Annotated in this window: 20 protein-coding genes and 1 tRNA gene; 7 read left to right on the forward strand and 14 right to left on the reverse strand. The window is 72.4% G+C overall.

The window, feature by feature from the left end; translation table 11 throughout:
- Nucleotides 1-18: 18 nt before the first annotated feature.
- The 6 genes from M1R94_RS01665 to M1R94_RS01690 form a co-directional block, all read right to left on the reverse strand.
- Nucleotides 19-861 carry a hypothetical protein gene (locus tag M1R94_RS01665; protein ID WP_249379922.1) on the reverse strand — a complete coding sequence of 281 codons (843 nt, stop codon included), beginning with the start codon at nucleotides 859-861 and terminating at the stop codon, nucleotides 19-21.
- Nucleotides 858-1,745, reverse strand: a complete 888-nt coding sequence (locus M1R94_RS01670) for a hypothetical protein (RefSeq protein WP_249379923.1) — start codon at nucleotides 1,743-1,745, stop codon at nucleotides 858-860. Before M1R94_RS01670 ends, M1R94_RS01665 begins: the two co-directional genes overlap by 4 nt.
- Entirely contained in the window at nucleotides 1,742-2,668 is a 927-nt protein-coding gene (locus M1R94_RS01675; protein WP_249379924.1) for an ABC transporter ATP-binding protein, read from the reverse strand. Before M1R94_RS01675 ends, M1R94_RS01670 begins: the two co-directional genes overlap by 4 nt.
- 253 nt (nucleotides 2,669-2,921) lie before the next feature.
- Nucleotides 2,922-3,011: transfer RNA gene (locus M1R94_RS01680), tRNA-Ser, on the reverse strand.
- Nucleotides 3,007-3,438 carry a DUF4345 domain-containing protein gene (locus M1R94_RS01685; RefSeq protein ID WP_249379925.1) on the reverse strand — a complete coding sequence of 144 codons (432 nt, stop codon included), beginning with the start codon at nucleotides 3,436-3,438 and terminating at the stop codon, nucleotides 3,007-3,009. The genes M1R94_RS01680 and M1R94_RS01685 overlap by 5 nt, the downstream gene beginning before the upstream one ends.
- Nucleotides 3,429-4,289, reverse strand: coding sequence for an NmrA family NAD(P)-binding protein (locus M1R94_RS01690; protein ID WP_249379926.1), 861 nt, complete (start codon nucleotides 4,287-4,289; stop codon nucleotides 3,429-3,431). Before M1R94_RS01690 ends, M1R94_RS01685 begins: the two co-directional genes overlap by 10 nt.
- Nucleotides 4,290-4,425: 136 nt before the next feature.
- Between M1R94_RS01690 and M1R94_RS01695 the strand changes: the two genes are divergently transcribed.
- Together M1R94_RS01695 and M1R94_RS01700 are read left to right on the forward strand one after the other, a co-directional pair.
- A complete protein-coding gene (locus M1R94_RS01695) occupies nucleotides 4,426-5,475 on the forward strand; it encodes an AraC family transcriptional regulator (RefSeq protein ID WP_249379927.1) in 1,050 nt (349 codons plus the stop codon).
- Nucleotides 5,476-5,569: 94 nt separating this feature from the next.
- On the forward strand, nucleotides 5,570-6,379 hold the full coding sequence (locus M1R94_RS01700) for an NAD-dependent protein deacetylase (RefSeq protein WP_374109418.1): 810 nt from the start codon (nucleotides 5,570-5,572) through the stop codon (nucleotides 6,377-6,379).
- Here the strand turns inward: M1R94_RS01700 and tadA are convergent.
- The gene (tadA, locus tag M1R94_RS01705; protein ID WP_249379928.1) at nucleotides 6,335-6,862 is read right to left on the reverse strand and encodes a tRNA adenosine(34) deaminase TadA; all 528 of its coding nucleotides are present in this window, start codon (nucleotides 6,860-6,862) and stop codon (nucleotides 6,335-6,337) included. The genes M1R94_RS01700 and tadA overlap by 45 nt on opposite strands.
- Nucleotides 6,863-6,982: 120 nt before the next feature.
- Between tadA and upp the strand changes: the two genes are divergently transcribed.
- From upp to ddaH, 5 genes are all read left to right on the forward strand, one after another.
- The gene (upp, locus tag M1R94_RS01710) at nucleotides 6,983-7,618 is read left to right on the forward strand and encodes a uracil phosphoribosyltransferase (protein ID WP_249379929.1); all 636 of its coding nucleotides are present in this window, start codon (nucleotides 6,983-6,985) and stop codon (nucleotides 7,616-7,618) included.
- 242 nt (nucleotides 7,619-7,860) lie between these two features.
- Nucleotides 7,861-8,487, forward strand: coding sequence for a winged helix-turn-helix domain-containing protein (locus M1R94_RS01715; RefSeq protein ID WP_249379930.1), 627 nt, complete (start codon nucleotides 7,861-7,863; stop codon nucleotides 8,485-8,487).
- 496 nt (nucleotides 8,488-8,983) lie between these two features.
- A complete protein-coding gene (locus M1R94_RS01720; protein WP_374109419.1) occupies nucleotides 8,984-11,944 on the forward strand; it encodes a ribonucleoside-diphosphate reductase subunit alpha in 2,961 nt (986 codons plus the stop codon).
- Nucleotides 11,945-11,992: 48 nt separating this feature from the next.
- Nucleotides 11,993-12,988 (forward strand): ribonucleotide-diphosphate reductase subunit beta, encoded by a 996-nt coding sequence (locus M1R94_RS01725; RefSeq protein ID WP_249379931.1) that lies wholly within the window; start codon nucleotides 11,993-11,995, stop codon nucleotides 12,986-12,988.
- Entirely contained in the window at nucleotides 12,988-13,752 is a 765-nt protein-coding gene (gene ddaH / locus M1R94_RS01730) for a dimethylargininase (RefSeq protein ID WP_249379932.1), read from the forward strand. The genes M1R94_RS01725 and ddaH overlap by 1 nt, the downstream gene beginning before the upstream one ends.
- A gap of 60 nt (nucleotides 13,753-13,812) precedes the next feature.
- Here ddaH and M1R94_RS01735 read toward each other — a convergent pair whose 3' ends face one another.
- The 7 genes from M1R94_RS01735 to idi all read right to left on the reverse strand — a co-directional run bounded on the left by M1R94_RS01735 (nucleotide 13,813) and on the right by idi (nucleotide 19,680).
- A complete protein-coding gene (locus tag M1R94_RS01735) occupies nucleotides 13,813-14,694 on the reverse strand; it encodes a prenyltransferase (RefSeq protein WP_249379933.1) in 882 nt (293 codons plus the stop codon).
- Nucleotides 14,691-15,065, reverse strand: a complete 375-nt coding sequence (locus M1R94_RS01740) for a lycopene cyclase domain-containing protein (RefSeq protein WP_249379934.1) — start codon at nucleotides 15,063-15,065, stop codon at nucleotides 14,691-14,693. Before M1R94_RS01740 ends, M1R94_RS01735 begins: the two co-directional genes overlap by 4 nt.
- Nucleotides 15,062-15,388: a lycopene cyclase domain-containing protein gene (locus tag M1R94_RS01745; protein ID WP_249379935.1), complete on the reverse strand. Its 327-nt coding sequence runs from the start codon at nucleotides 15,386-15,388 to the stop codon at nucleotides 15,062-15,064. Before M1R94_RS01745 ends, M1R94_RS01740 begins: the two co-directional genes overlap by 4 nt.
- Entirely contained in the window at nucleotides 15,385-17,043 is a 1,659-nt protein-coding gene (gene crtI / locus M1R94_RS01750; protein WP_249379936.1) for a phytoene desaturase family protein, read from the reverse strand. Before crtI ends, M1R94_RS01745 begins: the two co-directional genes overlap by 4 nt.
- A gap of 83 nt (nucleotides 17,044-17,126) precedes the next feature.
- Nucleotides 17,127-18,017: a phytoene/squalene synthase family protein gene (locus M1R94_RS01755; RefSeq protein WP_249379937.1), complete on the reverse strand. Its 891-nt coding sequence runs from the start codon at nucleotides 18,015-18,017 to the stop codon at nucleotides 17,127-17,129.
- Nucleotides 18,002-19,129, reverse strand: coding sequence for a polyprenyl synthetase family protein (locus M1R94_RS01760; RefSeq protein WP_249379938.1), 1,128 nt, complete (start codon nucleotides 19,127-19,129; stop codon nucleotides 18,002-18,004). Before M1R94_RS01760 ends, M1R94_RS01755 begins: the two co-directional genes overlap by 16 nt.
- On the reverse strand, nucleotides 19,126-19,680 hold the full coding sequence (gene idi, locus M1R94_RS01765) for an isopentenyl-diphosphate Delta-isomerase (protein ID WP_249379939.1): 555 nt from the start codon (nucleotides 19,678-19,680) through the stop codon (nucleotides 19,126-19,128). Before idi ends, M1R94_RS01760 begins: the two co-directional genes overlap by 4 nt.
- Nucleotides 19,681-19,718: the final 38 nt, after the last annotated feature.

The following is a 19,718-nucleotide window of genomic DNA, read 5'->3' on the forward strand; positions in this document are numbered from 1 at the left end:
GCCCGCGGGTCGACGTCGTCAGCGGACGTCATGCCGGCTCAGCCGGTAGACCGCTGCAGTCAGCACCACGAGCACCCACGCGAGGACGACGACCCCGCCGCCCCACACCCCGAGTCGTGGTCCGAGCGTCATCGCGTCCAGGGCCGCAACCGCCGCGTCGTCCTGTGTGAGCCGGGAGCCCGACGACGGCAGGAACGCGCGGATCGTGTCGGTGACCCTGCCGGGGTTGGCCGCGAGCAGCTGGTCTGCCACGAGGGTGAGCACCACCCCGCCGACGACGGCGGACGCGGGGTGACGCAGCACCGCACCCAGGCCCACCCCGAGCAGGGCCACCGCGACCGAGACCAGCACGAAGCCCAGCAGGGCCCGGGACGTCCCCGGGACGGCGAGGTCCAGCGCGGGTGCCCCACCGGCGCGGGCCCCGGTCGTGACGAGGTACGAGGCACCCAGTGCGACGACCGCCGTGGTGAGCGCTGCCACGGACGTGACCTGCACCTGGGCGGCGAGGACCGGGAGCCTGCGAGGCACGGCGGTGAACGTGCTCCGGGCCGTCCCGGTCACGTACTCGGACGTCCCCACCAGCCCGCCCAGGACGAGGAACCCCACCTGGGCGAGGACGAAGCCCGAGGTCACGACCCACGAGCCGGACCGGCCGTCGTCGGGCCCCACGAACATGCCCAGCCCGAACGCGGTCGCTGCTGTGACGGCCACGATGCCCAGCGCGAGCCAGGCGTTCGACCGCACGCTGGTGAGCTTGGTCCACTCCGCGCGGAGCACCCGGGCCCCGGTGGGAGCCGTGCGGCCCGGGGTCCGGTGCGCCGCCTGCTCGGTCCCACGGGCTCGGTGCACGACGGTCGTCACCGGACGTCCCTGGTGCGCAGGCGCACGGCCGTGGTCGCGAGCAGCACGAGGACCCACCCGCCCAGGACGAGCCCGCCGCCCAGAGGGCTCAGGTCGGGACTGCCCGCCACCGGCCCGTAGGAGGCGGGGATCGTCATCTCCTGAGCTGCGCCGCCGGGGGAGAACGTCAGGAGCGCGCCGGTGACCGTGATCGGCTCGGTCTGCTCGGCGAGGGTGCCGGCGGGTGAGGGTGCCGGTGGACCGCTCGCGAGCTCGGAGGCGATCACCAGCATGACGGGCAGGACCAGCATCACCACCAGCGTGGTCACCATGGCCGGGACCGTCCGGCGCAGGAGTGCACCCAGCGTGAACCCGAGGAGCGTCAGCCCGACGACGAACAGGGTCGTGCCGACCAGGAGAGCGGGCGTCTCGCCCACCCTCAGGTCGACCTCGATGTCGCGCGACGCCGCCGCGGGCAGCACCCCCAGGACGCAGGCTGCAGTCGTCAGGATCCCCAGCCCGAGCGCGAAGGCCGCCACGGCAAGCACCTGCGCGCCGAGCACCGGCAACCGGCGGGGGACCACCGCGAACGTCGTCCGGAACGCACCCGTGCGGAACTCGCCCGCACCGACCAGGACGCCCAGCACGAGCGGGCCCACCTGGGCCAGCAGCAGCCCGGAGGTCAGGGAGCCGATCGGCCAGAACCCGGGGTCGCTCGCGGAGGCCTGGGCGCTGAGGTACGTGATCGTGAAGGCCACCGCCACCGTCACGGCGGCCGTCCACCACGGCGAGCGCAGCGAGGTGATCTTCGTCCACTCGCCGGCGACGATCCGTGCGAACGTCGGGCCCGACCGGGTGGCCGATGCTGCCCGGACGCCGAGCGCCGGGGTGGTCGCGGCGCTCACCGGGCACCGCCCCGGGTGTCGGCCGAGCGGTACTCGACGGCGTCCCCGGTCAGCTCCAGGTACGCCTCCTCGAGCGACCCCGACTCGGTGCCGAGCTCGAGGACGGTCACCCCGCACCGGCGTGCGGCGGTGCCGACGTCGTCGACCGACGCGCCGCGCACGTGCAGCACCCCGCCGTCCTGCGGCGCGACCTGGACGCCCGCGGCGAGGAGCTCGCGGGCGAGCGGCTCGGGGTCGGTGGTGCGCACCACCACGACACCGGCACGCTCGGAACGGGCCACGACCTCCTGGACCGGCGCGTCGGCGAGCAGCCGCCCACGGCCGATGATGACGACCCTGTCGGCGCACAGCGCGAGCTCGTGCATGAGGTGCGAGGAGAGGAGCACCGTGCGGCCCTCTGCCGCGAGCTCGCGCACCAGGCGCCGCACCCACAGCACGCCGTCGGGGTCCAGGCCGTTGACCGGCTCGTCGAGGACGAGCGTCGCGGGATCGCCCAGCAGCGCCCCGGCGATGCCGAGGCGCTGGCCCATGCCCAGCGAGAACGTACCGGCGCGGCGGTTCGCGGCCGGCTCCAGACCGGTCTGCGCGATGACCTCCCGGACCCGGGCCTTGCCGATGCCATGGGTCTGCGCCATCGCCAGCAGGTGCTTGTACGCGGTGCGGCCCGGGTGCACCGAGCGGGCGTCGAGCATCACGCCGACCTCGTGCAGCGGTGCGGGCAGGTCGGCGTACCGCCGACCGTTCACCGTCGACGTCCCGGACGACGCGCGCTCGAGCCCCACCACGACGCGCATGGTCGTCGACTTGCCTGCCCCGTTGGGCCCGAGGAACCCCGTGACCATCCCTGGCCGGGCGGCGAACGTCAGCCCGTCCACCGCGACCGTGCTGCCGTAGCGCTTGGTCAGTGCCTCTACCTCGATCATCACGTCTCCTCGTCGTCGGGTCGGCGCACCGTGGTGCGCCCACCGGCGACGCTACGGAGACGGACGGGACACCCAGCACCTGCTGGTGGAGGAGACGCGGCACGCCGTGCTCTCCTCCCGCGGGAGGAGGAAGGGCCACCGCGGGACGACGAGAGGCGCGTCCCCGAGACGACGAAACCCCCCGCTCGAGACCCTTCCGGGCCCCACGCGGGGGGTTCTGTCACTTCTCGGGCCTGAGTCCGTCAGGACCCCGTGGCGGTAGCGGTGGGATTTGAACCCACGGTGGACTTTCACCCACACACGCTTTCGAGGCGTGCTCCTTAGGCCGCTCGGACACGCTACCTCGCCGGTGAGGATACCCGGTCGGGAGCGTGCGCTCCCAATCGTGCCTCCCGCGCCGACCACGCGGCTGCCGTACCGAGCACGAGCTCGACCGCCCCGGCGGTCACCAGACCGGGCCCGGGGGCGCCGTCGGCCAGCCACGAGACGGCCCGCCCGAGGGCGAACGCCAGGAGGACGGTGGCCGCGAGGAGTGCGGCCTGAGAGCGCCACGCTGCCCGTCGCACGCCGACCAGGACCAGCCCTCCCACGGCTGCCAGCGCGGCACCGACCCCCCGGACCTCGTTGCGCATCGCCGGGTGGTCGGCGGGCGGGATGCCGTTGGCCTCGTGCAGCACGTCGGGGACCACCAGGCCGAGCCCCCCGACGGCGACGAGCACGAGCCCCGCCAGGACGGTCGCGGCGAGTGCGAGCCGGTTCCTCACCGCCATGCCCCGGCGGCCGCCTCGGCGCGCACGAACCCCTCGAGGCTGCGCGGCGGCCGACCGAGGGCCGCCTGCACTCCCGCGACCGGGTGGACGTTGCGCCCGTCGAAGACCTCGACGCACAGGTCGGTGAGCATCTGCGCGTAGTCGGCACCGGCCTGCGCCGCGACCGCCTCCCGGAAGTCCTCGGGGTCCATCGCCAGGTAGGTGACCTCCCGACCGGTCACCGCGGCGATCTCGGCGACCGCCTGCGCGAACGTCAGCGACGCGGGCCCGGTCACCTCGTGGACACGGCCACGCAGCGCCGGGTCGGTCAGCGCCGCCACGACGACGTCCGCGACGTCCTCGAGGTCGACGAACGGCTCGGGGACGTCCCCGGCGGGCAGCGCGACCAGGCCGGACAGCACCCCCTCGAGCAGGGCGCCCTCGCTGAGGTTCTGCATGAACCACGAGGCCCGGACCACGGTCCACGCGAGCCCTGAGGCCTCGACCACGAGCTCGGCCCGACGGGCGTTGGCCTCACCGCGGCCCGAGAGCAGCACCACGTGCTCGACCCCGGCCGCCCGGGCCAGGGCGACGAGGTCGGCGACGTCCTCGGGAGCCCCGTCGACGGCGAGGTCGGGGACGTAGGTCAGGTAGAGGGCCGACGCACCCTCGATCGCGGGTGCCCAGGTGCTGCGGTCCTGCCAGTCGAAGGGAGGCTGCGAACGCCGCGAGCGACCCTCGACGGGGATGCCCGCCCGCTCGAGCCGGTCGACCACGCGCCGGCCCGTCTTGCCGGTCGCGCCGATCACGTGGACGGTGCCGGGGCCGATGCTGGTGCCGGCTGCGGCGGTGCTGGTGCTGGTGCTGGACATGTCGCGCTCCTTCGTCTCGGTGGTGATCCCACCCTCGGGCCCGGTGGCTGCACGATCCATGCCCGGGCGTCCGGGGTCCTGTGCCGTTCGTCCACAGGTGCTGGACGCGCCTGGGCGACGCTGCGAGGCTCGCCGGGTGACCAGGTCCCTCCCCTCCCTGCCGGTACGCCCGCACCCGTCCCCGGCAGCGCGCCTCTTCCCCGCGCCACGCGTTGACCCCGTGGGGGAGGCGCTGCACCTGCTGCGCCTCGACGGCGCGCTGTACTGCCGGTCCGAGCTGACCGCCCCCTCGGGGATCGACCTGCCGCCCTTCGACGACCTGCTCTTCCTGCACGTGGTGACGTCGGGCCGCGCCTGGCTCACGGTCGGCGGGCAGCCCCCGCGCGCCCTCGACCAGGGTTCGGTCGCCCTGGTCGCGCCGGGGGTCGCGCACCGCCTGACCAGCGGCCCGTCCCAGCGGGCGACGCCGCTCTTCGACATCCCGGTCGAGACCCTGAGCGAGCGCTACGAGGTGCTGCGCCACGGCGGTGGGGGTGAGACCACTCTCGCGACCTGCAGCGTGCTGCGCCTGGACCACGCGGCGTCCGCGCGGATCCTCGCCGAGCTCCCGCCCGCCCTCGTGGTGGACGTCTGGTCGGGGGACGACCTGGGCTGGGTGCACAGCACGATGCGCCTCATCGCACGCGAGGCTGCGGCCGACCGCCCCGGTGGGGAGACCGTCCTGACGCGGCTCGCCGACGTGCTGGCCGTCCAGGTGCTGCGGGCCTGGCTCGACGAGGGGGCGAGCTCGACCCAGGGGTGGCTCGCGGCTCTGCACGACGAGCACGTCGGCGCGGCCCTCGCCGCGGTGCACCGCGCCCCCGCGCACCCGTGGACCCTCGACGGGCTCGCGGCCGTGGCCCACCTGTCCCGGTCGGCCTTCGCGGCGCGCTTCACGGCGCTCGTCGGCGAGCCGGCCATGCGCTATGTCACCTGGTGGCGGCTGCGGCTGGCCCACGACCGCCTCGTCGCCGGTGACCTGTCGGTCGCGTCCGTCGCCCACGGGGTCGGCTACGTCTCCGAGGCGGCCTTCTCACGGGCCTTCCGGCGTGAGCTCGGGGTCGCGCCGGGCGAGGTCCGACGGCGGCGACCGGCACCGCTGCCGCGCTCCCCGGAGGTCGTCCGGGACCCCGCCGTCGTACCGTGAACCGGTGAGCAGCACTCCCCTGAGCGTGAGCCCCGTGGACGTCGCGGGCGCCCCGGCCCGTCCGCCGACGTCGGCCGCACCGGACCTGTCCGACGTGGTCGCGCTGCTCGCCGGGCGTCGCGTGGCGGTGCTCACCGGGGCGGGCATCTCGACCGACTCGGGGATCCCGGACTACCGCGGCCCCGACTCTCCGCCGCGCACCCCCATGACCTACCAGCAGTTCGTCTCGGACGCGGCGTTCCGGCGCACCTACTGGGCACGCAACCACGTCGGGTGGCGGCACGTGCACCGCACCCGGCCCAACCCGGGGCACGAGGCGGTCGCGCGGCTCGAGGAGCGGGGTGTGGCGGTCGGGGTGATCACCCAGAACGTGGACCGGCTGCACCACCTGGCCGGCAGCCGCACGGTGATCGACCTGCACGGGACGTACGCGGAGATCCTCTGCCTGGGCTGCGGCGACCGCACCTCGCGGGACCACCTGGCCCAGCGGCTCGTGCTGCTCAACCCGGGGTTCGAGGAGGCCGTGGGGGCCGTGGCGGACGTCGAGATCGCGCCTGACGCCGACGCGGTGATCGAGTCGACCCAGGGCTTCGTGGTCGCGGACTGCGAGTGCTGCGGCGGCATGCTCAAGCCCGACATCGTCTACTTCGGGGAGAACGTGCCCAAGGAGCGGGTGGCCCGGGCGTTCGCCCTGGTCGACGCGGCGCAGGCGCTGCTGGTGGCGGGGACGTCGCTGACGGTCATGTCGGGTCTGCGGTTCGTGCGGCACGCGGCCCGTGCGGGGATGCCCGTGGTGGTGGTCAACCGGGGGGCGACCCGGGGCGACCCGTTGGCGACGCTGCGCGTGGACGCGGGGACCTCACCGACCCTCACGGCCCTCGCCGACCTGCTCCCCGCGGTCTAGGGGCCTGCCGTCCGGGGCCCCGCCGCCCGACGCACGCTGGGTGTGGAAGAAGTCCCGCAGCAGCTGCCCGCACTCGGTCTCGAGCACACCGCCGACGACCTCGACGGCGTGGTTGAGCCGTCGGTCGCGAACGAGGTCGTGCACCGACCCGGCCGCTCCGGCCTTGGGGTCCCACGCCCCCAGCACCAGCCGTGGCACGCGGGCCAGCACGATCGCCCCCGCGCACATCGCGCACGGCTCGAGGGTCACCACCAGGGTGCAGTCGTCCAGGCGCCACCGACCCAGGGTGCGCGCGGCCTCACGCAGGGCGAGCACCTCGGCATGGGCGGTGGGGTCGGCCGTGGCCTCCCGCTCGTTGCGGCCTCGCCCGACGACGTCCCCGTCGGGTCCCAGGACGACCGCACCCACCGGGACGTCACCCGTGGCCAGGGCCAGCCGAGCCTGCGCGAGCGCGTCCCGCATGGGCTCGTCGTGGCTGTGCATCGTCCCCACCTCGTCACCTCCGTGGTCGGCCGTCCCGCGGCCGGGCGCCATCGGGAGCGGGTGGTCCGGGCACCCTGGCGCGGGCCCTGCTCGTGGACGGTAGCCGGTACGGTTCACCTCATGCGCCTGCACGTCGCCGACCACCCGCTGGTCGCCCACAAGCTCACCGTCCTGCGTGACAAGGACACCGCCTCGCCGATCTTCCGCCAGCTGGTCGAGGAGCTGGTGACGCTGCTGGCCTACGAGGCCACCCGCGAGGTCCGCACCGAGCAGATCGAGGTGACCACCCCCGTCGCGACCACGACCGGGACGCACCTGGCCGACCCTCGCCCGCTCGTCGTCCCGATCCTGCGCGCGGGGCTGGGGATGCTCGAGGGGATGACCCGGCTGCTGCCCACGGCCGAGGTCGGGTTCCTGGGTCTGCAGCGCGACGAGGAGACCCTTCAGGCGATCACCTACGCCAACCGGCTCCCCGACGACCTCTCGGGCCGCCAGTGCTTCGTGCTCGACCCGATGCTCGCCACGGGCGGCACCCTCATCGCGAGCATCGACTACCTGTTCGAGCGGGGCGCGCGGGACGTGACGTGCATCTGCATCCTCGCGGCCCCCGAGGGCCTGGCCGTGGTCGAGAAGCACGTCGGTGACCGGGCGGACGTGACGGTGGTCGTGGCCGCCGTCGACGAGCGGCTCAACGAGAAGGCGTACATCGTCCCCGGTCTCGGGGATGCGGGCGACCGCCTGTACGGCCTGGTCTGACCGCCTCTCCCGGCGGCCACCACCCCAGTCACAGGCCCCGAGCGGACTGTGACTGGGATCACCCTGGCGCACCCGGCGTCAGCACCGACCTCTCGCTGATCTGCACCGGGACCACGCACCGCTCGGGGGGCCTGGGCGTTTCGTCCCTCTTGTCACGCCCGGACGGGTGACCCTCGTCCCAAGATGTGAGATGGTCGCCGAGAGAGGTTGGTGCTCCGGCCCGCGCCGGTCACACTCGACCTATGACTGCTGTCTCGCTCGCACTGACTGACGCACCCGCGTCAGGCATCGAGCGAGCCCCGGACGAGTCCCGCCCGGGCTTCGCCCTCTACGTCGGTGTCGACGAGTCGATGGGCGCAGCCGGCACGACGATGCTCGCCGACCTCGCCCAGGCCGTGCTGCAGCTCGTCTCCGAGCTCGGACCGGAGATGGACGCCCACGCGTCCCTGTCGCTGACCGCCCGGCCCGGCACGTCCCTGATCGACAACCTGCGCACCGAGCTCGCCCGTGAGGGCACCGCATCGGCGGCGCAGCGCGCCCGGGCGGCCTGGTCGCGCACGACCGTCATCGACCTGGGGGCGCGCAGCGTCACGGTGCGCGGCGCCCCCGTCGCCCTGACCTTCAAGGAGTTCGCACTCCTCGAGTACCTCGTCCACGCGCCCCACCGAGCCGTCACCCGTGACGAGCTGATGAGGTCCGTGTGGGGCAAGGGCGTGCCCGCCTCGGGCACGCGCACCATCGACGTCCATGTGCGGCGGCTGCGGGACAAGCTGGGGGGCCTCCTGCAGATCGCCACCGTCCGGGGTGTGGGGTATCGATTCGACCCCACACCCGAGATCGTCCTCGTCGGCTCGGGGGATGCTGGCTGAGGACCGTGCACTGCCGGGTCGCGCGAACCAGGGGGCTCTACCGCGGCCCGGCAGTGCCATCTCCGTGCCGTCCCTGACGGCCACCCGTACCGGGCCCGGAGATCTGCGCAGCACGTCTGCGCAGGTCCCCGGGCTTTCCCGTGTTTTATCCACAGCCACCCCTCGTTGCACACAGGCCGTCCACAGACCCGTCCACAGGAATGCGCACATGTAGGGGTCGGCACCCTCTACCACCACAACATCTTGCGTGTCACCGTTGCCCTTCGGTCCGAGCCGATATAGCGTCGCCCACGTCGGCCTGACGCCGGGGGCACCACCACCACCCCCTCCGGCAGGTCGTCGGCCGAGCCCCACCGACGTGGCTCACCTGACCCGCAGCCGCCGCGCTGCCCGCACCGATCTGCCGCGAGGACCCGCCGTGACCATCACCGACCCATCGACCGACCAGCGGCCCGCAGCCCCCGACGCCACCCCGAGCGCACCGGCAGCCGGACGCATCCACGTCACCAAGCGTGACGGGACCCGCGAGCCCTACAACGCAGACATGATCAACAAGGCGATCGAGCGTGCCGCCGTCGGCCTCGAGGACCAGATCTCCAAGACGACGCAGGTCGCGACCGAGCTCGCGATCACGCTCTTCGACGGGATCACCACCGAGCAGCTCGACGAGGCCGCGATCAGCGTCGCCGTCCAGAACGTCAAGGACGACCCCGACTTCGACATCATCGCGGCGCGCCTGCTGCGCAAGGTCATCTACAAGCGGGTGCTCGGCAACTACGAGACCGACCTCGAGCTCGCCCTGCTGCACCAGGCGCGCTTCCCGGGCTACGTCCGCGAGGCCGTCGAGCTGGGCCTGCTCGACGAGCGCCTGGTCACCCACTTCGACCTCGACGCGATCGCCGCGGCCCTCGACCACCACCACGACGAGCAGCTGCGCTACATCGGCACCGTCACCATGCGGAACCGGTACATGATCACCGATCGGCACGGCAAGGCCCTCGAGGTCCCCCAGTACTTCTGGATGCGGGTGTCGATGGGCCTGTCGCTCAACGAGGCGAACCCCACCCAGAAGGCGATCGAGTTCTACGACAAGATCGCCCGCCTGGACTACCTGCCCGCGGGCTCCACGCTGGTCAACGCCGGCACCTCCTACCCCCAGCTCTCCAACTGCTTCGTGATGCAGATGGAGGACGACATCGAGCACATCGCCAAGTCCGTGCGCGACGTCATGTGGCTGACCAAGGGCACCGGCGGCATCGGCCTGTCCGTGACGAAGCTGCGGTCCGAGGGGTCGCAGATCAAGTCGAACAACACCACGTCGACCGGCCCGATCCCCTTCATGCACACGATCGACTCGACCCTGCGAGCGGTGTCCCGCGGCGGCAAGAAGTTCGGTGCGCTGTGCTTCTACATGGAGAACTGGCACCTGGACTTCCCGCAGTTCCTGGACCTGCGGCAGAACTCGGGCGACCCCTACCGCCGCACCCGCACCGCCAACACCGCGGTCTGGATCTCCGACGAGTTCATGAAGCGCGTCGCGGACGACGCCGACTGGTACCTCTTCGACCCGGCAGACACCCCCGACCTCGTCGAGCTGGTGGGCCGCGCGTTCTCCGAGCGCTACGCCCACTACGTCGCGCAGGCCGAGGCCGGACGCCTCACGCGCTTCCGCCGGATCAAGGCCCGTGAGCAGTACACGCAGATCCTCATCACCCTGCAGAGCACGTCCCACCCGTGGCTCACGTGGAAGGACACCATCAACTCCCGTGCGCTGAACAACAACACCGGGACCATCCACCTGTCCAACCTGTGCACCGAGATCACGCTGCCCCAGGACCGCGAGAACATCGCCGTCTGCAACCTGGCGTCGATCAACCTCTCGACCCACCTGGTCGACGGCGAGATCGACTGGGACCGCCTCAAGGCCAGCGCGCAGCTCGCCGTGCGCCAGCTCGACAACCTGGTGGACATCACGCTCTCCTCGGTGGCCGAGTCCGAGCACGCGAACAACGCCAACCGCGCGATCGGCCTGGGGGTCATGGGCTTCACCGACCTCACCGAGCGGCTCGGCTTCGCCTACGAGTCGGAGGAGTCGTACGAGCTCATCGACCGGATCGTGGAGTTCGTCAGCTACCACGCGATCGACGCGAGCGCCGACCTGGCCCGTGAGCGCGGCTCGTACGACAACTTCGAGGGCTCGGGCTGGTCGCAGGGCATGGTCCCGATCGACACCATCGCGCGCCTCGAGGCCGACCGCGGGATCCCCGTGGCGGTCGACCGCACCACGCGCCTGGACTGGGACGCGCTGCGCGCCAAGGTCAAGGGCGGCATCCGCAACGCGACCCTGATGGCCATCGCGCCGACGGCGTCGATCGGCCTGGTCGCCGGCACCACGCCCGGCCTGGACCCGCAGTTCTCGCAGATCTTCTCGCGCGCGACCAGCTCGGGGAAGTTCCTCGAGGTCAACCGCAACCTGGTGCACGACCTGCAGCAGCTCGGCCTGTGGGAGCAGGTCCGCGACGACCTGCTCGCCGCGCAGGGCGACCTGTCGCAGGTCCCCGGCGTGCCCGAGCACATCAAGGCGATCTACCAGACCTCCTTCCAGCTCTCGCCGTACGCCTTCATCGAGGTCGCGGCCCGGGCCCAGAAGTGGATCGACCAGGCGATCAGCCGCAACATCTACCTCCAGACGCGTGACGTCTCCGAGATGGCCAAGCTGTACTCGGCCGCCTGGGAGCGTGGGGTCAAGACGACCTACTACCTGCACGTCAAGCCGCGCCACACCGCCGAGCAGTCCACCGTGCGGGTCAACAAGTCCGAGAACCGTCCGGCCCCCACCGGCCAGGCCCCGGCAGCTGCGGGCAGCAGCGCACCGCGTCGTGGGTTCGGCTTCGGCAAGAGCTCGGGCAGCCCGGCGGCGGCCCCCGTCGCCGTCGTGCCCGTCCAGACCCCCGCAGCCGAGCCGGTCGCACCGCAGGTCGTCGAGCCGGTCGCGGCGCCGGCACGGTCCGGCTTCTCGATCGTCACCGCACCAGCGGCCGTCCTGGCTGAGGTCGCCGCCTCCGGACGTCGGGCCGCACCCGCGGCACCCGCGGCACCTGCGGCTCCGGTCCAGGAGGCGCCTGCGCCCGCACCGGCTCCGGAGGCACCCTCCGCCGTCGCGGAACCCGTCCGGGCCCCCGCCGCCTGGGTGCGTGCCACCACGGCCACGTCGCCGGTCGCCGCACCGCCGGCTCCCGTCGCGCAGCCTGCCCCGGCCACGCCGTCGGTCCCGGCCCAGGAGACCACCGGTGCCCCGCAGGAGACGTACAGCGCCCCGCAGGACGCGTACAGCCCTCCGCAGGACGCCTTCGGCGAGATCGTCAGCGACTTCGCCTCGGAGGACCTCGACGTCGTCGACGGGGTGGCCTGCCCGATCGACCCGATGGAGCGGCTCCAGTGCGAGTCCTGCCAGTGACGACCGCCCCGCACATCCCCACCGCCCTCACTGCCGCAAGGAGCTGACATGAACGCCCCCCAGATGCTGGGAACCGGGATCTCCGAAGGACTGCTGCTCAAGCCGGTCCGCTACCAGTGGGCGATGGACCTGTACGACCAGGCCGTCGCGAACACGTGGTTCCCCAACGAGATCCAGCTCGGTGAGGACCTCGCGGACTTCAAGAAGATGACCGAGGAGGAGAAGCACGCCGTCACGTTCCTGATGTCGTACTTCAACCCCAACGAGCTGCTGGTCAACAAGGCGCTGGCCTTCGGCGTCTACCCCTACATCAACGCCCCCGAGGCGCACCTCTACCTCGCGAAGCAGATGTGGGAGGAGGCCAACCACTGCATGAGCTTCGAGTACGTCCTGGAGACGTTCCCGATCGACCGCGAGCAGGCCTACGGCTCGCACGTGAACGTCCCCTCCATGGCCGCCAAGGAGGAGTTCCAGGTCCACTACATCCGCCGGATGACCGAGCAGACCCTGGACATCACCACCACCGAGGGCAAGCAGGACTTCGTCCGCAACCTCGTGGCGTACAACGTCATCCTCGAGGGCATCTGGTTCTACAGCGGCTTCATGGTCGCGCTGAGCTTCCGCCAGCGGAACCTGCTGCGCAACTTCGGGTCGCTCATGGACTGGGTGATCCGCGACGAGTCGCTGCACCTGAAGTTCGGCATCAACCTCATCCTCACGGTGCTCGAGGAGAACGAGGACCTGCAGACCGCGGAGTTCGCCGAGGAGATCCGCCAGATGATCCTCGACGCCGTGGAGATGGAGGAGCAGTACAACCGTGACCTGCTGCCCACGGGCATCCTCGGGCTCAACGCCGACTACGTGAACCAGTACGTCAAGTACCTGGCCGACCGGCGCCTCGAGGAGCTCGGCTTCGAGCCGCACTACAAGGTGTCCAACCCCGCCAAGTGGATGGCCACGGCCAACGACACCCTGCAGCTGGTCAACTTTTTCGAGGCCACCAACACCTCCTACGAGGTCAACTCGGGCGCCGGCTCGCGCTGATGGCGACCCCCCGGCTGCTCGTCCGACGTCCCTCGCCGCGTCTGCAGGACGGTGAGCTGACCCACCTCGAGCGGCAGAGCGTCGACGCAGGGGCCGCGCTGGCCGGCTGGACCGCCTACGTCGAGGCCTTCGAGACGCGCGGCTGGGAGGTCCACCAGGTCGACCCGGCGGACGAGCACCCCGACGGTGTCTTCGTCGAGGACACCGTGGTGGTGTTCGGGGACGTCGCGGTGCTGACCTCACCCGGCGCCGCGACCCGGCGTGGCGAGGTCAGCACCATGGAGGCCGCGCTGCGCGACCTCGGGGTGACCGTGCACCGCATCGAGCAGCCCGGCACGCTCGAGGGCGGGGACGTGCTCAAGGTCGGCACCACGGTGTACGTGGGCCGCAGCGACCGCACGGACATGGACGGGATCGCCCAGGTCGCCAGGATCGTCGAGCCCCTCGGGTACCGGGTGGTCGTGGTCCCGGTCACCAAGGTGCTGCACCTGAAGTCCGCGCTCACGGCCCTGCCCGACGGCACCGTCATCGGCTACGAGCCGCTGGTCGACGACCCGACCCTGTTCCCCGACTTCCTGGCCGTGCCCGAGGAGACGGGCTGCGCCGTCGTCGTCCTGGACGACACGACCGTGCTGCTCTCCGAGAACGCGCCCCGCACCGCCGAGCTGCTGCGCGACCGCGGGCTCACCGTGGTGACCGCACCGGTCGGGGAGTTCGAGAAGCTCGAGGGCTGCGTCACGTGCCTGTCGGTGCGGGTGCGCTGAGCGGTGCAGCTGCGCTGAGCCGGTCCGGGCGCACTGAGGCGGGCCGGGCGCGCCGACCCGTCAGCGCAACGCGACCCAGATGAGCAGCATCGTCACCAGGAAGCCGACCAGGTAGTTGGCCGCGAGGAACTGCCGCCAGCCCCGGTTGGAGGACGCCGCGTCGTCGTCCGTGACCGAGCGGTACGGCCAGACGATGCCGACGTACGGCAGCACGAGCGCCGCGGCCAGCGGTCCCGGCCAGGCGGTGAGCAGCATCAGGGCCCCCGCGGCGAGGTACGCACCCAGGCTGAGCCGCACGGTCGCCCGAGCGCCCAGCACCGTGGCGATCGAGGAGATGCCGCCCTCCCGGTCGGCCTGGATGTCCTGCACGGCGCCGAAGGCCTGGCTCGCCGCGCCCCACAGGAAGAAGGCCGCGAGCAGCAGCCATACGTCCCGGGTGAACGACGCCCCCGCGAGCACCAGGCCGTACACCGCGGGGGACACGAAGTGGGTGCTCGAGGTCAACGAGTCCAGGACCGGGCGCTCCTTGAAGCGCAGCCGGGGCGCGGAGTACGCGACCACCGCGAACAGCGACACCGCGAGCACGGCCCACGACGAGGGCGACCCGACCGCGACCAGGTAGGCCACGAAGGGCACCGGCAGCAGCACCGCGCTGAGCAGGGTGACCCGGTGCCACCGCTCGTCGAGCAGCGCCCCCTCGACCCCGCCCTTGCGGGGGTTGTTGCGGTCCGACTCGTAGTCGAAGACGTCGTTGACCCCGTACATCAGCAGGTTGTAGGGGATCAGGAAGAACAGCGTGCCGAGCACGAGCCGCAGGTCGACCTCGCGGGTGGTCATCACGTATGCCGCCCCGAAGGGGTACGCGGTGTTGACCCAGCTCAGCGGGCGGGAGGCGAGGGTCAGCCGGCGCAGGACGGCGCCCGTGGTCAGGGTGGTGCTCATGGGTCCAGTCTCCCGCTCCCGGCGCCCGTCCCGTGCGCGGACGACTCACCCGCGCGACGGCGGCGGGCCCCGAGCAGGTGCCACACCGCGGGCAGCAGCAGGGCCGCGGCCACCGAGTACGCGAAGTCCTCGATCGGCGCGACGCCGATGCTCAGACCGACCCGCTGCGCGTCGTCGTAGGCCACCAGGCCCGCGCTGATCATGAGGTTGTCGAAGACGGCCGTCATCACCAGCAGCACCAGCAGGCTCAGCCCGACGGCAGCCAGCGACCTGCTCATCGGGACCCCGCGACGACGGGCCGCCCGCACCCCCGCCACGAGGACCACCACCACGACGGTCAGGAAGACCGCGTTGAGCGCCAGGTAGGTCACGCGGCCTCACCCGCGCGCGCCAGGGCCCGGCTGAACCCGCCGTGCAGGTTCATGGTCAGGTAGCACAGCAGGGTCAGGAAGCCGACCTCCTCGACCGGCAGCTCGGGGGCCACCAGCAGACCGGTCATGTACGGCGTCTCGCCGCGGAAGAAGATCCCCAGGGCGATCCCCGCGACGTCCCAGAGCAGGAAGAAGACCACCCCGACCGCGAGGACCACCGCGGCGCGTCGCGCATCGGCGAAGAAGAAGAGCCGGAACCGGTGGTCGAGCACAACCATCCCGGTGATCGAGACCAGCAGGAGCGCGCCGTACAGCAGGCTCATCGTGCGGCAGCCCGCACACGGGGTTCGGCGCCCTCGTCCAGCGGGCCGGTCGAGGTGTCACCGCGCAACCGCTTGATCAGGATCTCCGCGCTGATCAGGCACATCGGGAGCCCGATGCCCGGGATCACCGAGCCGCCCGCGTGGTAGAGCCCGGAGACCCGGCGCGAGACGTTGCCCGAACGGAACATCGCGCTCTGGGCCAGCGTGTGGGCCGGGCCCAGCGCGGTGCCCTGCCAGGTCCGCAGCTCCTCGGCGAAGTCCGCCGGACCCACGGTACGGCGCACGACGACGCGCTCGGCGAGGTCGGGCACCCCGGCCCACCGCGCGACCTGGGCGATCGCGGCGTCGGCCACCTGCTCGACCCACGGGTCACCCTCGCCGTCCAGACCGCCGCGCCCGAGCCGGGGGTCGGGGGGCACGGGCACCAGCACGAAGACGTTCTCCGCACCGGCCGGGGCCACCGACGGGTCGGTCGCGCTGGGCTTGCACACGTACAGCGACGCCGGGTCGGGGAAGGCGGTGTCGGCGGCCGGGTGCCCGCGCCGCGGGAAGATCCGGTCGAAGCCCTGCTGCCAGTCCTCGGTGAAGAACAGCGAGTGATGGCCCAGGGTCGGCAGCTCCCCGCTCACGCCGAGGTAGAGCAGCACGGCGCTGGGACCGGGCACGCTGCGACGCCACCACCACTCGGACCGCGAGCGCAGCCGGGCGGGCAGCAGCACGGTCTCGGTCTGGTGCAGGTCCACCGTGGAGACCACGACGTCGGCGCTCACGTGCTGCCGGGTGCCGTCGGCGTCGCGGTAGTCGACCCCGGTGGCACGGGCCCGCACCGGGCCCGGGACGGTGCGCCCGGCGACGGTGCGACCACCCTCGTACGGCTGCGTGGTGATCGCCAGGGCCTGGGCCCCGAGGCGGATGTCAACACCGCGCTGCTCGGCCAGCCCGCGGATCGCCCCGATCAGCCGGCTGAACCCACCCTGCGGGTAGAGCACGCCGTCGGCCATGTCGAGGTGGCTCATCAGGTGGTACATGCTCGGTGTCAGCCGGGGCGCCGAGCCCAGGAAGACCGCCGGGTAGCCGAGCACCTGGCGCAGGCGCGGGTCGGTGAACTCGCGGGCGGCGCGCGTCTCGAGGGACTCGGTGAGCAGCCGGACCAGGCGCGGCAGCCGGGTCAGCACGTCCCGGTTCGCCAGGGGCAGCAACGAGGCGTAGGTCGTGTAGAGGAAGTGCCGGGTGGCCATCGTGTACGTGTCGCGCGCCGACCCGAGGTACGCCCGCAGCCGCTCCCCGGCACCCGGTTCGATCCCCTCGAAGGTCGCCACGTTGGTCTCGAGGTCGCCCGCGACCTCCATCGACGGCCGGTTCTCGAAGAACACCCGGTAGCCCGGGTCGAGCCGGACCAGCTCGAGCTGCTCGTCGGCGCTGGTGCCCAGCAGACCGAAGAAGTGGTCGAAGACCTCGGGCATCAGGTACCACGAGGGGCCGGTGTCGAACGAGAACCCCTCGTGCTCCCACAGCCCGGCCCGACCGCCGACGACGTCACGCGCCTCCAGCAGGGTCACCTGGTACCCCTCACGGGCCAGCAGGGCCGCACTGGCCAGCCCCGAGATCCCCCCGCCGACGACGACGGCACTGCGCGGCTCACGGGTCCGGGTCACGTCCACTCCACTCCAGGTTCCGACCGCGCTGCTGGGTCCAGCCGCACGGGCACCACCGAGGCTGTCACATCGGTCACGGCGCCTCAGCCCGCCACGACCGCGCGGGGTGCGCGCCGCGGTCGCAGAGCCTGGGCGGCGACCCGGACCTTGACCGGCCCGGGCACCCGGACACGGGTACGGGCGATGTCGGCGGCCGGGGTCACGGCGAGCCGGGCGGTGAGCTCGGTGAACAGCGCGCTGGCGACCTGGACGGCCCGCCGGGCACCCGGGGGGAGCTCGGCCATGGCTGCCCTGGCGACCCGCAGGTCCTCGCGGATGTCGGCGAGGATCACCGCCTTCTGCTCCTCGGAGAGGTGGTCGGGGTCGACGTCCACGAAGTAGCTGCGGCCCAGCCGCTCGTGGTCGTCCGCGAGGTCCCGCAAGAAGTTGATCTTCTGGAAGGCCGCACCCAGCGCGCACGCCCCCGGGGCGAGCTCGTCGTACCGGGCGCTGCGTCGGGCCGCCGGCTCGTCGAGCAGGAACACCCGCAGGCACATCAGCCCGACGACCTCGGCCGAGCCGTGCACGTAGGCCACGAAGCTCTCGGCGTCGTGCACCGCCCGCTGCAGGTCCATCCGCATCGAGGTGAAGAACGGTGTGGTCAGCTCGGTACCGAACCCGGCCCGCCGTGCGGTGCCCGCGAAGGCGTGGACCAGCACGTTGGTGCTGTACCCGGTGGCGATCGCCTCGGTGGTCTCGGCCTCGAGCCGGGTCAGCAACCTGTCGGCGGTCTCGAGGTCTCCCCCGGACTCCTCGGTGGCGCCGTCGACGACCTCGTCGGCCAGGCGGACCAGGGCGTAGATGTTGCGGATCTCGACGCGGCTCGCAGCGGGCAGCAGTCGCGTGGCCAGGCCGAAGCTCGTCGAGTACTCGCGGACCACCAGGTCGGCGGCCCCCTCGGCGACCCGGTCGTACAGGTTCAGCCGGCCTGACATCGGGCCTCCTCGACGTGGCCGACGACGTCGTCCAGGGCGTCGCGCACCTGGGAGACCAACGCCTCGACCACTGCGGCCATCTCGGGCGGGAGGGGCCGGCGGGTCAGCCGGGCGATCACGTCGTCGAGGTCCTCACGGACCTGCTCCTCGACGCGGACGGGGGCCGCGGAGTGCGCCAGCGCCCACCGCATCCGGGCCGCCGTCACCTGGTCCAGGTCCTCGCGACCGAGGTTCGACTCGAGCTCGTCCCAGACGGGCAGGGTCCGGGCGTGCAGGATCAGGGCGGTGTGCTTGCCCTCCCGCAGGTCGCTCACGTTGCTCTTGCCGATCTTCTCCTCGGGGGCGAACACCCCGAGGAGGTCGTCGACCAGCTGGAACGCCCGCCCCAGCAGGCGACCGATGTCGTCGAGCTCGACCAGGACGTCGTCGCCCGCACCGGCGAGCACCGCCCCGGCACGCAGGGGCGCACGGAAGGAGTACATGGCGGTCTTGGACTCGCACACCAGGATCGCCTCGTCGAGGGTCGGCAGGTGCAGCCCGAGCCCGAAGGCGGTGTCGGCGAGCTCACCGCCGGCAGAGACGAGCAGGGTCTCGTCGAGCAGGTCCAGCAGCTGCATGCGCTGCCTGCCAGGGATGTCGACCGAGGCGATGAGGCGGTGCGCCCGGCTCAGGGCGAGGTCACCGGCGAGCACGGCCGAGGCGTCCGACCAGCGTCGGGCCCGGTCCTCGTCGGCCCCCAGGGCCAGCGAGACGTTGCGCAGCGTCGCGGCGAGGTTCGGTGCGCCACGCCGCACGGTGTCCCGGTCGATCAGGTCGTCGTGGATGAGGAAGGCCGTGTGCAGCAGCTCGAATCCCGCGGCGACCAGCACGGCCGCCTCGAGGCACCGGCCCCCGAGGGCGTCGTGGGTGCGCAGCACGATCGAGGAGCGGAACCTCTTGCCCCCGCGCACGCTGCGGTCGATCTCGGACCAGATCAGCGCGTACTCCGGTCCGAAGGCCTCGGCCCGGCGGCGCGCGGTCTCGAGCTCGTCCCGCAGGAGCACATCGACCAGCTGGGGCGGGTCGGGCCAGGTGGTCGACGCAGGTTCCAGGCGGGTCGAGGTGTCCGTCATGGCTGGTCCCCCGGTCCGGGCGGGTACTGCTCGGGCAGGCGCAGCGCGGGGGCGTGCTCGACGAGCCACGGGCTCAGCGCCCAGGGAGCCGCGGCGACCGCCCGGTGCAGGTCGTCCGGGGCGACCCACGCGTGGTCCATCACCTCGTCCGGGTGCGGCACGGGCTCGCTCGTGGTCCTCGCGGTGAAGACCGGGCAGACCTCGTTCTCGACGATGCCCGAGGCGTCGACCGCGCGGTACCGGAAGTCCGGCACCGCCGGCGCGATGTCGGTGACCTCGATGCCCAGCTCGTCCCGCGAGCGGCGGCGGATGGCGTCCTCGAAGGACTCCCCAGGGGCCGGGTGCCCGCACACCGAGTTGGTCCACACCCCGGGCCAGGTCTTCTTGCCGAGCGACCGACGGGTCATCAGCACCTGCCCGGCGGCGTTCAGCACATGGCACGAGAACGCCAGGTGCAGGGGGGTCTGGTGGGTGTGCACGTCGGCCTTCGGCGCGGTGCCGATGCGTTCGCCGTCCTCGTCCAGCAGGATGACGGTCTCGGGTGTGCCCACTGCCCCTGCCTTCCGCGTCGGTATGTCGAGCGTAATGC

This window comes from Actinotalea alkalitolerans (assembly GCF_023369855.1).
Taxonomy (GTDB): Bacteria; Actinomycetota; Actinomycetes; order Actinomycetales; family Cellulomonadaceae; genus Actinotalea.

Excerpts from the sequence above, each read along its gene's own strand:
- upp (WP_249379929.1), top strand. The coding sequence starts at position 6,983 with ATGCGCCTGCACGTCGCCGACCACCCGCTGGTCGCCCACAAGCTCACC.
- M1R94_RS01760 (WP_249379938.1), bottom strand. The coding sequence starts at position 19,129 with ATGACGGACACCTCGACCCGCCTGGAACCTGCGTCGACCACCTGGCCC.
- tadA (WP_249379928.1), bottom strand. The coding sequence starts at position 6,862 with ATGCACAGCCACGACGAGCCCATGCGGGACGCGCTCGCGCAGGCTCGG.
- M1R94_RS01735 (WP_249379933.1), bottom strand. The coding sequence starts at position 14,694 with ATGAGCACCACCCTGACCACGGGCGCCGTCCTGCGCCGGCTGACCCTC.
- M1R94_RS01715 (WP_249379930.1), top strand. The coding sequence starts at position 7,861 with ATGACTGCTGTCTCGCTCGCACTGACTGACGCACCCGCGTCAGGCATC.
- M1R94_RS01745 (WP_249379935.1), bottom strand. The coding sequence starts at position 15,388 with ATGAGCCTGCTGTACGGCGCGCTCCTGCTGGTCTCGATCACCGGGATG.
- M1R94_RS01685 (WP_249379925.1), bottom strand. The coding sequence starts at position 3,438 with ATGGCGGTGAGGAACCGGCTCGCACTCGCCGCGACCGTCCTGGCGGGG.
- M1R94_RS01690 (WP_249379926.1), bottom strand. The coding sequence starts at position 4,289 with ATGTCCAGCACCAGCACCAGCACCGCCGCAGCCGGCACCAGCATCGGC.
- ddaH (WP_249379932.1), top strand. The coding sequence starts at position 12,988 with ATGGCGACCCCCCGGCTGCTCGTCCGACGTCCCTCGCCGCGTCTGCAG.
- M1R94_RS01755 (WP_249379937.1), bottom strand. The coding sequence starts at position 18,017 with ATGTCAGGCCGGCTGAACCTGTACGACCGGGTCGCCGAGGGGGCCGCC.
- M1R94_RS01725 (WP_249379931.1), top strand. The coding sequence starts at position 11,993 with ATGAACGCCCCCCAGATGCTGGGAACCGGGATCTCCGAAGGACTGCTG.
- M1R94_RS01675 (WP_249379924.1), bottom strand. The coding sequence starts at position 2,668 with ATGATCGAGGTAGAGGCACTGACCAAGCGCTACGGCAGCACGGTCGCG.